General features: G+C 67.8%; 8 protein-coding genes. All 8 read right to left on the reverse strand.

Annotation, left to right across the window (positions count from 1 at the left end):
• Positions 1 to 10 precede the first annotated feature (10 nt).
• The 8 genes from QPK32_RS12310 to QPK32_RS12345 all read right to left on the reverse strand — a co-directional run bounded on the left by QPK32_RS12310 (position 11) and on the right by QPK32_RS12345 (position 12,108).
• Positions 11 to 313 (reverse strand): hypothetical protein, encoded by a 303-nt coding sequence (locus QPK32_RS12310; RefSeq protein ID WP_290413106.1) that lies wholly within the window; start codon positions 311 to 313, stop codon positions 11 to 13.
• Positions 314 to 557: 244 nt separating this feature from the next.
• A complete protein-coding gene (locus QPK32_RS12315; protein WP_290413107.1) occupies positions 558 to 944 on the reverse strand; it encodes a PleD family two-component system response regulator in 387 nt (128 codons plus the stop codon).
• Positions 937 to 2,481: an ATP-binding protein gene (locus QPK32_RS12320; protein WP_290413108.1), complete on the reverse strand. Its 1,545-nt coding sequence runs from the start codon at positions 2,479 to 2,481 to the stop codon at positions 937 to 939. The genes QPK32_RS12315 and QPK32_RS12320 overlap by 8 nt, the downstream gene beginning before the upstream one ends.
• Positions 2,482 to 2,557: 76 nt before the next feature.
• The gene (locus QPK32_RS12325; RefSeq protein ID WP_290413109.1) at positions 2,558 to 3,184 is read right to left on the reverse strand and encodes a response regulator; all 627 of its coding nucleotides are present in this window, start codon (positions 3,182 to 3,184) and stop codon (positions 2,558 to 2,560) included.
• 393 nt (positions 3,185 to 3,577) lie between these two features.
• Positions 3,578 to 5,248, reverse strand: coding sequence for a hypothetical protein (locus QPK32_RS12330; RefSeq protein ID WP_290413110.1), 1,671 nt, complete (start codon positions 5,246 to 5,248; stop codon positions 3,578 to 3,580).
• A gap of 18 nt (positions 5,249 to 5,266) precedes the next feature.
• Positions 5,267 to 10,180, reverse strand: a complete 4,914-nt coding sequence (locus tag QPK32_RS12335; protein ID WP_290413111.1) for a hypothetical protein — start codon at positions 10,178 to 10,180, stop codon at positions 5,267 to 5,269.
• 89 nt (positions 10,181 to 10,269) lie between these two features.
• Positions 10,270 to 11,574, reverse strand: coding sequence for a hypothetical protein (locus tag QPK32_RS12340; RefSeq protein ID WP_290413112.1), 1,305 nt, complete (start codon positions 11,572 to 11,574; stop codon positions 10,270 to 10,272).
• A gap of 39 nt (positions 11,575 to 11,613) precedes the next feature.
• Positions 11,614 to 12,108 carry a hypothetical protein gene (locus QPK32_RS12345; protein WP_290413113.1) on the reverse strand — a complete coding sequence of 165 codons (495 nt, stop codon included), beginning with the start codon at positions 12,106 to 12,108 and terminating at the stop codon, positions 11,614 to 11,616.
• Positions 12,109 to 12,223: the final 115 nt, after the last annotated feature.

Genomic DNA, 12,223 nt, shown 5'->3' on the forward strand with positions numbered 1-12,223 from the left:
GACGGAAGGTTCAGAAGAAGACCGTGAGAGCCGCCGGCGCGCCGGTATCGGCCGGCTTCTCGGCGCGGCGCGGCTCCGTGGAAGACGCCGACGAAGACGCGGCGGCGCCATCGTTCGGAACGATCCGGTAGGGCGTCCGGTATTGGCAGCTGACCTGGGCATCCAGGCCCGGGGCGGCGCTGCCGCTGCGGATCGCGCATGCTTCCTGGATGCGGAACGTGACTTCCATGGTGGCCGACTGCGTCGCCGCGCCGGCAGTGGGCGCACTCGCCATCGCCATTGCCGCCATCGCTGCCGCCATCCATTTGTTCATTTGTCCGCCTCGCTTGTCCATGCTCTTATTATCGACCAGCGGGTCAGCACGCGCAAATACAGGCGGGGCGGGGCGCCGGACGCGCGGACCGCTGCGCGATGGCAGAAGATTTCGGGTTTGACGGCTTTGGATGCCGCAACCAATAAATTCCCTAAAGAAATATTAAGTTCTTGAAAGAAACACGGCCCGTGACTTTCGAATTTACCGGATAAACAGGCGCGTGACGTGGATTAGAGGATGTCCTCTAAAGCGCTGTTCGTTCCGCGAGCAGCTCGGTTGCCGTGCGCACCAGCACTTCCGGGCTGAAGGGTTTGACGACGTAGCGGTCGGCGCCGGCCGCGAGACCGGCCTCGACGTCGCTCTGCTGGCCGCAGGCCGACAGCAGCAACACCTTCACGTGGCGCGTTTCCGGATCCCCCTTGAGCCGGCGGCAAATGTCCAGGCCGCACATTTCCGAACCCAGCCAGACGTCCAGCACGACCAGGTCGGGACGTTCCTGCGCGACCATCTGCATGGCGCCGACGGGATCGGCCGCCGTCACGACCCGTCCCAGGTGCTTCACGGTCAGGCGGATCAGGAGGCGCAGGTCGTCCTGGTCCTCGATGACGAGGATGGTGTTCGGTTCACTCATGGCCAGCTCCTATGGCAGGCAGGATCATCGTGACCTCGGTACCCGTGCCGGGGGCGGAGCGCAGCTCCACGGTGCCGCCGTGCAGGTCGATGATTTCCTTGAAAATCGTCATGCCCAGGCCGCTGCCCTGGACGCTCGAGCCCTTGTCGGCCCGGTAGAAGGCATCGAAGATCTGCGCCTGCTGTTCCGGCGTCATGCCGATGCCGCGGTCCCGCACCCGGATGCCGACGGTCGGCTGCGCGCCGGGAGCGGCCTGGAAGGCGCTGACCTCGATCGGGGTATCCGGTCCGGAATACTTGATGCTGTTGCTGACGATGTTCGTCAGCGCCTGCTGCAGCTTCTGGGCGTCGCCGGACAGGGTGGGCAGGCCCGGGTCGATGCGCACGGCGATGCGGTGCGCCTCGCCCAGGCCGACGAGGCCGGCCAGCGTCTGTTCCAGCAGCTCGCCCACCGCGAGAGGGCGGAAATCCAGTTCGTCCTTGCCGCCGGCCTCGATGCGCGCCAGGTCGAGCAGCTGGTTGATCAGGTCGACCAGGCGGCTGGCCTGGCGATGGATGATCTCGATCAGCTCGCGGCCGGTGGCGATGTCGAAATCGCGCTTGAGCAGCAATTCGGAAAAACCCAGCACGCTCGCCATCGGGGTGCGCAGTTCGTGCGTGGCGGTGGCGAAATACTTGCGCCGGCGTTCGTCGGTGGCGCGGTAGCGATCGTCCGCCGCGCGCCGCGTCGAGATGTCGCGCACGATCGCGACGACGCGCTTCTCGCCGCTCAGGATCAGCCGGTTGACCGTGAATTCGAGCGGGAACAGGCTGCCATCGGTACGCCGGCCGATGCTTTCATAGGGTGTCAGGTTGATGAGGCCCGTGTTCGCGGCCAGTTTCTGCGGATCCTCGGCCAGCAGCGACTGGCCGAGCCGGTCGACCAGCCCGCTCGCCGACGTGCCGAAGATGCGTTCGGCGGCCGGGTTGACCCACAGGATCGTGCCGGCCACGTCCAGCATCAGCACGCCTTCCGGGATGTGCTCCAGCAGGGCGCGCATGCCGGCCTCGCTGTCGCGCTGGCGCTGCATGGCCCAGTTCAGTTCGACGGACGTCACCTCGTTGGCGGCGATGCTGCCCAGGTCGCGCAGCAGCGCGCGCTTGGCGGCGTCGAAGCGGCGCGGCCTGCGGTCCAGCACGCACAGCGTGCCCAGCCGGCTGCCATCCTGGGCGGCCAGCGGAAAGCCCGCATAGAAACGCAGCCCCGGCTCGCCCGTGACGAGGGGATTGGCGGCGAAGCGCGGGTCCTGCGCCGCGTCCTCGACGACGAAGATGTCGTCCTGGGTAATGGCGTGGGCGCAGAAGGAGACGGAGCGGGCGGTCTGGTCGAGGTCGAGTCCGACGCGCGACTTGAACCATTGACGGTCCTCATCGACCAGGGAGACCAGCGCGATGGGGACGTCGAACAAGCGGGTGGCGATCCGGGTAATGCGGTCGAAACGCTCTTCAGCGGGCGTATCGAGGAGATTCAGGTCCTTCAGGACTTGTAGCCGTTGCACTTCTTGTGGGTTCGTGGGCGTTCCTGGCATGTTCGCTCGGTAAATACATCACGTTGGCTTTCTTCTTAGAAATTGCTTAAGCCGCCGGACGGAGCACATGGTCGACTGCGCGATGCAGTTCGGCAAATGGAACCGGTTTGGAAAATACGGGAATATCTTCCGGCAGACCCATGGACTTGATGGTAGCACGGTCCAGCCCACTGATCACGATGATCGCCATGTTCGCGTACGCCTGGTCGTTGCGCAGCGTCCGGATCATGCGGAAACCGTCCATGCCGGGCATGCTCAGGTCGCTGATCAGGAGGTCGGGACGGGTTTCGCCGATACGGATCAGCGCTTCGAAACCGTTGCTGGCTTTCATCACGTCAAGCGGAAGGTCCCAGCCCGCCATTTCCAGCTCGTACAGGCGCAGCATGGTCGCGTCGTCGTCGACCAGCAGCACCTTGCGGCCGGTATCTGCAGCCTGGCTGGCGGCGGGACCTGCAATCGCGTTGCTGCGCTGCTCGACCAGGCGGTTCACGGACGACATGGCGATGCGCCGGTGGCCACCTGCCGTTTTCCATGCCTGCAGCACCCCGCTTTCCACCCACAGCTGCACCGTGCGATGGGATACCCCGAGCATCGTCGCTGCTTCCTTGGTGGAGCAGAACTCCGATGCGTCGTAGCTTTGCTCCCGCAAGTTTTGGCTGCTGTGCAATTTCATATTTTCTGATTTTACGTGGTCAGGTGATGCTGTCAAGCATTATTCATTGGCACTGGCCATGCTGCTGGGCCATGTTGCGCCGCGGTCCGGGATCATCGCCGTGTCGTGGTTTTCGGCGCGCGGTGCCTCGCTGCGCTGCGCATACCGACCAACATTATGCCCGCAATGTTTAATTTAAGCACGTGGTTCGTACAAATGCTCAGTCGCGAGCCAATATTTGGTGTAAAAGCACACAATTAACACGATGTCCTGAATCTATCAAATTATCACACACGCCGGCAAAGCCCGCTGCAGCGCGTCAATATTTTGTATGAATACCGTCCCGTGTAGTGATGATAAAACGCAACAAACTCAGGAGGGCCGTGTATCGGAATTGCAGTTTTAGCCCGGTGGTCACTGGATGCGTACGGTGACATTGACGCTGCCGTTCGCGCCGGGGGACAAGGTGCCCGTGAACCGCCACTCGACGGTTCCGGTCGCCCCTGCCGCCGGCTGCGTCGTGACGTTGCAGCCCGTCAGGCCCGCACCGAGGGTGCCGCAGGCACTGGCGGCATACGTGGTGAAGGCCGGGGTCGGATCCGTGATCCTGAGATCGGACAGCGTCGTGTTGCCCGTGTTCTGGTACGAGATCGTATAGGTGATCGTGGCGCCGGGCTGGGCGTCGGCCTTGTCCGCCGACTTCGTCAGCTTGAACGAGGCGCAGGCGTCGCAGATGCCCTCGACCGTCACCGTCACTTGGCCCAGGCCGATGCCCAGCAGGTTCAGCAGGGGATCGGCCACGCCCGTCAGCACCGGCGTCAGCACGGGTCTGAGCGTGCCCACGACGAGGGTCTTGAGGACCGGCGACACGACGGCATCGAGCAGGCCCAGCGACGGCGTCGTGCGCACGGACATGTTCGACACGAGGCTGTTGGCCATGCTGGTGGCGAACGCCGTGCTGGTGCTCACCGTGCGGGTCTGGGGAAAGGTCCCGGACATCGTGACGCTGGTCGAGAACGGCGCCTGGCCGCGCGTCGTGCTCTTGACCTCGATGGCCAGCACGGCGCCGTTGAGCACGAGCGAGCCGACCTGGCCGTAGCCGACGTCGGAGGCGGACAGCGTGCGCGAGCGGTTGAAGAACACGCTGTCGTCGATGTTGCCGATATACGCGTCGGCCACGCCCGGCGCCACCTGCAGGGTGACGGCGCGGTTGACGGCGTCGACGGCCGCCAGCGTGCCTTCGCCACGTGCCAGCTCCAGGTAGACGTCCAGCTTGCCGATCGCGAGCGACGCGCTGGACACGCCCGGCAGGATCGTCAGCACGTCGGTCACGGGGCTCAGCGTCACCAGGTCGAGCTTGAGCTTGACGCGGATCGCGGCCGAATGGAAGGCCGAGCCGGTGGGGCCGCAGACATAGACGGGCGGTTCGATCACCTGCGAGTACAGGGCCACGCTGTTGATCAGGCCGGCCTGGCCCAGCACGCCGCCGGAAATGCCGACCGGCTTGGGCGTCGTCAGCACGTTGCGTGTGTTATATAGCTGCACGAGGCCGGTCAGCATGTCGAGCGCATTGACCGTCGTGGCGCCGAGGGTGCCGGCATCGGCGGTCAGCTTCAGCAGGTCGCCGACGCGCACGGTGGCGCCGGTGCCGCTCAGCTGCGACGCCAGCGTCTGCAGCGCGCCGGACAGCGAGGTATTGACCTGGGCCTGGGCCTGCGCGCCGAGGGCGGCGGCGACCTGGGCCAGCGTGACGTTGGCGGCGAGGGCCTGCGCCGGGGACGACACGTTCGTCGACGCCTGCAGCGCGTTCAGGAAGCCGAGCACCTGGACGTTGCCGGTCGCGAGCGAATTCCAGTCGGCGGCCGTCAGCGACAGGTTGCTGCCCAGCAGGCTGCCGAGCAGCGGATTCAGGAGGGCGCTTTTTGACGTGTCGACGCTGGCCAGGCGCGGGCCGGCGGTGACGCAGGCGCCCACGGTGCAGGCTGCCCGTGCCGGGGCGCAGACGGCCAGCAAGGCGGCGCAGGCGAGGGCGGCGGCGCCCAGCTGGCGGGCGAAACGGGAGAGACGGTTTTTCAAATCAGTCATGATGCGCGATCCTGGCGATTATTGAAAGAATTTCGGCGACAGCAGGTTCTCGAGCGTGCGCTCGTCGAACTTCATGCGCAGGCGCACGTACAGGCCCTTGGCGGTGGCGTCGGCGCCGGCCAGGTCGCGTTCGCGGAAGCCGAGGAAGTTGTAGCCGGCCGACACCCAGGTATTGGTGCGCAGCTGGTAGCCCGCCTCGATGCCGGCGCCGAACTGGCGCGCCTTGTTGGCGCCGCTGACCAGCACCTGGGCGACGGCGCCCACGTCCCAGTTTTCGCCGATCTGGTGCGTGACGCGGCCGCTCGCCAGCTGGCCCGTGGCGCGGCTGGGGACGCCGGCCGACCGTTCCAGCGCGAGCTTGGCGGCGTAGCGGGCCGAGAACACGGTCTCGCGGGTCGGCTGCCAGTTGGCGTTGACGGCCACCGTGTGCACCTGGCGGCGCTGCTCGGACAGGCTGTCGTCGCGCTCCAGCTTGTACTCGTACTTGGCCAGGCCGTTCCAGCCCAGCGTCTCCAGCGCGCGGTAGGCGAGGCCCGTCTGCATCAATTCGTTGATGCGCATGGCGTCGGTGGCGCGGCTGCGGCTGGCGGCCAGCGTGTTCTTGCCCAGGAAGGCAAGCGTATCCGACAGGCGGTAGGCCAGGCCGACGGTGTTCAGCACATTGTCGCTGTCGTCGGCGTGGCGCAGTTCCAGGCGCGCGTTGACGCGTAGTATCGGGGTACGGCTGTACTCGATGGCGCCGGCGAGGGCCACGGCCTCGTTGCCGGTCGAGCCGGACAGCACGCGCACGCGCTCGAAGCTGGTGCTGCCGTGCACGCCGTCGGCGATCTGCCACAGGTTGCGCAGGCCCAGGGCCGCTTCGGCCTGGCGGCTGCCGATCGCGCCCAGGTCGCTGCCGCGGGCACGGTATTCGGAGAACACGCGGCCATCCTTCATGTAGTCGGCATCGATGCCGAATACGGTGGCGTTACGCTGCTGGCTGTCGTTGAGCGCGTAGTTCGAGCCCAGGCTGCTGATCAGCTCGTGGCGGCCGTAGAGGCGGCTGCCGCCGGCCAGGCGGTAGTCGCCGCCCAGGGCGACCATGCGGCGGCCGCTGTCGCGCACGTCCTGCTCGGCCTCGGCGTACACGCCGGCCTGCGGCAGGCCCGGGACCTGGGCCGCGATCTTGCCGCGCACGCTGGTCAGGTCGGGCTGGGACAGCACGGTATTGCTGTCGCCGGCGTCCTCGTGCGAACGGCGGACGCCCGCTTCGACGCGCACGCCGTTGCCGAACGCATAGCCTGCCGACACCTGCACGCCGTCGCGCTTGGCGCCGGTGGTCAGGTCCGCCGTGTGCAGCGCCTCGGCCTGCACGGTAGCCTGCTCGGTCGCCTGCCAGCGCAGGCGGGCGCCGCCTTCGACGCGGCCGCGCGGCAGGCTCGAGGTCGGGTTGTCGAACACGGTGTCGGCACGGCCGCCGTAGATGCGGCTTTCCAGCTTGCCGTCCACGCGCACTGCCTCGAAGCGGGCGGCGCGGCCGTCGTCGCCCGCCTTGTCCATCTGCGCGCCTTCGACGACGATCGTGGTCTTGTCGTCCGGACGCACGGTGGCATTCACGCTCGACAGCGTGGTCGGGGCGGCCGGATTGCGGTCGTCGACGTAGCTGCCGCCGATCTCGACCTGCTTGCCGAATTTGTATTGCGCCGCCACGCCGGCGACCCAGAAGCGCGGGTTGCCCTGGTCGATCTCGTAGGCGATGCGGATCGATTGCGGGTTCAGGTCGGCGTCCAGGCTCGCCACAGGGGCGCGGAACAGGATGCGGCCCGTCAGCGGCTCGATGTCGTAGTCGACGTAGCGCTGCTGCACGGTGCGCTTGAGGATGATGCCCGTCTGGTTGCGGTCGCGCACGATCACTTCGACGCGTTCGCTGTTGATGACCATCACGCCGCCGCCCGTCAGGTAGGGGCCCGAGGTGCCGTTGGCGGCGATTTCCTCGACCATCTGGCGGGTGCTGTCGTAGCTGGCGAAGGTGTCGACGGTGAGGCCGTGCGCTTCGTAGTGCCCGCGCATGCCGGTCAGGTTGCGGTTGTAGGCGCCCAGGTTGCGCGCCGGGGTCACGCCCGGCGGCGTCATGTCGCCATACATGATCCAGGACTTGTCGCGGTCGGCGCGCAGGTACAGGCGGCTGGTCGACTGGGCATCGAAGCCGCGCTGGGCGTCGTCGCCGTAGGTCGGGTAGTAGGCGTTCGGGTCGAGGTCGCGGAACAGCATCTGCTCGGCCACCTTGTCCGAATCGTAGGACATCGTGAGCAGGGTGTCGTAGGCGATCTTGCCCTTGGCGAACATGGCGGCGCGGGCGCCGATGTCGGCGCTGCCGGCCGAGAAATGGCGCAGTTCGTCCTCGAAACCGTCGAAGGAGCGCACCGGATCGGTGACATTGCCCTTGATGTTGTTCAGGCTGACGGCGGCGTCGACGACGCCGGCGGCGACCAGCGGGCGCAGGTCCGGCACGAAGGCCACGTCGGCCTGGGCCCGGACCTGGCCGCTGCTGGCCTGGATCGTCACGTCGCCGGCTTCCAGCGGGGCGCGCAGGGCGAAATCGGCGCTGCCGCCTTCGACGAAGGCCTGCAGGCCCGCTTCGCGCGCATCGAGGTCGTTCTGCAGCCACTGGCCGCGCGCGGCGTCCAGCGTCAGCGGGGTGCGCTCGGCCACCGGCACACCGTGCTCGTCTTCCACGTGGACGCGCAGCATGGCCAGCGAGCGGCCGTCGGCGGCCACTTGCGAGCGATCCAGTTCCATGCGAATACGCCCCAGTGCGCCCGGCGCCGTCACGGCAATGCTCTTGCTGCCGCGATCGTTGCCGAACTGGTCCTTCTGGCGCAGTTCCAGCACGTTGCGGCCCGGCCGCAAGTCGACGCCGACGAATTCCCAGCTCTGCATGCGGTTGGCGGCGACGGTGTTGCGCTCGCCGATGCGCGTCTCGCCGACCTCCTCGCCATTCGCCAGCAGGGTAAAGGTCGAGCCGGCCGTGCCTTTCACGCGCACGGTGGCCTGGGCGCGGGCCAGCACGGCGCCGTCTTCCAGGCCGATGAAGCCGAGGCTGTTGTCCAGCGTGTCCAGGGCGACGGCGTCGCCGGCGGCCTTGGCGGCACGCTCGGTATCGCTCGCCGGCAGCTGGTCGCCAGCCTTCGCGGCTGCTTCCAGGGCGGCGCGGGCGCTGGCACGGCGCGCCGCGATGGTGCCGCGCAGTTCGGCGCTGCAGCCCGCCACGGCGAAGTCGGCCTTGGCCAGTTCGCCGTCCTTCAGGTCGACGAACAGGCTGGCGGCGTCGCCGCCGTTGCGCTGCGAGGTGGCCACCAGTTCGGCGGGGTCCGGAACGGTGGTGCCGTCGACCTTGGCGACGTGGGTGCGCGGGCGCAGTTCGGCGAAGCTGTAGCGGCCTTCGGCGTCGGTGACGGCCCAGCTGCCGTCCTCGAGGTAGATGCGCACGCCCGGCAGGCCCGGCTCGTCCTTGCCGCGCAGGCGGTCGCCGTCGCAGTCGGCGAAGACGTTGCCGACGACGAAGCCTTTTTCGCTGAACACGCCGGCCTGCACCTTGACCTTGGCGGCGGCCACGCTGCTGACGAGGGCCAGCGGCGATGCGCTGCTGGCGTAGGCGCGGTTGATGCCGTCGCCCTGCAGCGCGCCGGCGCCGATGCGCACGCGGTAGCGCAGGACAGACACGCCGCCGGCGGGGATCGACCCGACTTCCATGTGCAGCTTGGCGCCGGCCGCGCGGCGCGGGTCGGCCTTGGCGGCGCCGTCGATGCGCAGGCTGCCCGGCTCGAAGCGGAAGCCGGCCGGCAGGGTGTCGTCGACGGTCACGCCGTGCAGGTCCTGGTCGGCGGCGTTGTGCACGCGCAGCGTGTAGTCGACGAAGTCCGTGATCTCGGCGTTGGCGCGCGAGGCGGCCTTTTCCAGGTAGAGCAGGCCGGGGACGGGGTCGAGCGGAAGGTCGAGATGGACGGCGCCCGTCTCGGCGCTGACGATGAAGTCGCCGCCGTAGGAGCCGTACAGGTGGATGTCGCGCGCGGGCGGCAGCTGGCCGGCCGGCACTTTCGACGGGAAGGTGTAGTTGGTCGGCGCGACGACCTGCAGCTTGTACAGGCTGGGCGCGACCAGCGGAAAGCGGTAGTGGCCGCCGGCGTCGCTGACGACGGTACTGGGCCACGGGGTGACGCCATCGACGTCGAATACCTGGGCCGGACCGCCGGGGTTGCCGCCGTTGCCGGCGCCGGTGACGTCGATCAGGGTGACGCTGGCGCCCGCCAGCGGCAGGTTGGACTTGCTGTCGAACACGATACCGCTCGGGTCGACCAGGATGCTGGTCTCGATCGTGTTCTGGCCGCAGCCGTCGATCGACGCGACCAGGGTGTCGTCGGCCACGGCCATGAAGGACCCGTCGTGGGCCACCGGGCTGGCGCTGGCGCTGCTGGCGCGGACCTTGCCCGCGCCGTCTTCGACGGTGTCGGCGGCGGCGCCCTGCATGGTGGTCATCGGGTCGACGCGGAACCTGGCGGTATCCGTGCCGGTCTCGGTGGCGGAAAACGCCTCGACGTCGCCGGTCTTGATGGAGCGTACGGTGATGCTGATGCGGTCGACCGCGTTGGGGTCGGCGTTGCACTTGGGTGCGGTGGCCTGCAGGTAGAGGCGGGTGCCGGCGCGCGTCACCCGGGCGCGGGTGCTGTAGTCGCCGCCGGTGAAGTATTCGATCGTGTCGACGGTGGGCATTGGGGCCTTGTCGTCGGCTGGGGTGCCGCGCGCCGCCGTCACCGTGTTCGAACGCAGCGTCACGCTCTGGCCGGCCGGGCCGGGGTAGCTGGCGCTGGCCTGGTTGCTGATCTGGGCGCCGGCGAAGGGCGCCAGTAATGCCAGCAGGCAGGCGAGGACGAGGTGGATGACGGGATTTTTCATGGCGGCGGCAGGAAAAAAGGGCGAAAACCGCCCCGCCGCCGCCCGTGGGGGCGGCGGTCAGGGCACTACTGGGGAGCGGCAGGCGGGGCTTACGGGTTGATGCGCACGCCGAATTCCATGGTGCCGGACTGGTTCGGCACCAGCACCGGCACCGACGCGGTCATCGTGGACACCTGGCCCGTCAGCACGGTCAGGATGGAGCCGAGGGTGGCCGTGACCGGATTGTTGCCGGCGTAATACGTCGTATTGGCCGGGATGTCGTCGTTGATCGTCACCGACGTCACGTTGGTGGTGCCGGTATTGGTGGCGGTGATCTTGTAGCGGATGCACGCGCCCGGCAGCGCGCCGGTCGTGATCGGCGCCGAGCTGTAGGCGGTGTCGGCCGTGCCGTCGCAGTTGGCGTCCAGCGCCTGGGTCTTGACCAGGCTCACTTGGGTCGCGTTCGGGTTGACGATCACGGCGTCATGGATGATGTCCTTGACGTTGGTGGTCGGCGAGAGTGCGCGGAAGTAGAGGTCGGTGGTGCCCGCGGTGGCGCCGGCCGGCGGGGTCACGTCGGCGTACACGACGGTGGTCGAGTTCGGATTGACGGTCGCGCTGGTGATGACGGCGCCCGTCGCGTCGCGGAACACGACGGTCCAGCCGCTCGGCAGCGTGGTGGTGCCGAAGGTGCCGTCGGTGCTGGCGGCCAGGTTGAACGTGTCGGCGATGCCGCCGCCGTTGTTCAGGTGCAGCGTGAAGCGGGTGGCCACGCCCGGGGCGACGGTGTTGGTCACCACGGCGCTGGCTTCCCCGCCGGCGCCCGCGCCCAGGCCCGAGCCGTTGGCGGTGATGTCCATGGTCGAGCCGGCGCCGACGGTGGTGGTGTCGGTGCTGCTGGTCTTGACGGTGCTGGTGAAGTTGCTGGTGGCGGTGACGACCAGGCTGTTGCTGGTGCCGTTGGCGGCGCCGGCCGGCAGCGTGGCGACGGCGACGAACTTGAACGTGGCGCCGGCGGCCACGTCGCTGGCGGCGCTGATCGGGGTGGCGTTGTCGGCCACGCCGTTGCCGTCGGCATCGGCGAAGAACTGCACGTTGGCCATCGTGAACGCGCCGCTCTGGCTGGTGCTCAGGGCGAAGGTGTCGGTGCCGTTGCCGGTGTTGGTGAGGCTGTGCGCGAACACGACCTGGGTGCCGGCGGCGCCGGTCTTGGTCGTGCCGGCCGTCATGGTCAGGCTGGCGACCTGCTGCACGGTGGTGACCACGGTATTCGAGGTTGCCGTCTTGGTACCGGTGCCGTCCGAGTAGGTGGCTGTGGCGGTATTGCTGATCTGGGTACCGGCAGGCGTAGCCGCCTGGGCGCCGTGGGCGGCGGCCAGCATCAGGGTAGCGAGGACGGTCAAACGGGTTTTCATGTCGGTATCCTTTCTTAATTAGAAGACATGGGATGTGGATCAGGAACGCTTCCCGGCATCGCCGAGGCGCATGCGCGAGGTGACGGTGACGGACTGGCCCGGAGCGAGTTCGCCCAGGTCCCAGCGCAGGAATCGGTATTCGGAAGCCGGCACGGGTTCGCTCTGGCGGCGGCCATTGCGCACGAATTGGCGCTTGAGCGGGGCCGGGGCGAAGGTCTTGCCGTCCAGGCTGGCCATCAGCGTGGCCGGGGTGGCAGTGCCATCGATGTAGGCCATGCCGCCTTCGGGCACCGGCAGCGTGGCCAGTACCTGCCTGGCCGGCGTCTTGCCGTTGTTCTGGTAGGTCACCTGGTACTCGATGACATCGCCCGGGTTGGCCTGGGTGGTCGGCACCAGCTTGACGTCCTTGCCGGAGGTCACTACCTGGAATGCGTGCAGCGTGGCGCTGACCTGGTCGCCGTCCGCAGCGAACGTGCGGGTGCCGATCAGCAGCAGGGTCCAGAGCAGCAGGGTGGTCAGAATGCGGTTGGTCATCGAATGATCTCCTTTGGTGGAATCGGTGGTGCTACAGGTATCGGATTTGCCGGATTTGGGGAACGGGTTGCACTGTATCACTTTTTCCGAGTTCCCGTAAGGAAAGTTTCGATTT

This window comes from Massilia sp. YIM B02763 (genome assembly GCF_030412015.1).
In the GTDB taxonomy this organism is placed as follows: domain Bacteria; phylum Pseudomonadota; class Gammaproteobacteria; order Burkholderiales; family Burkholderiaceae_D; genus Telluria.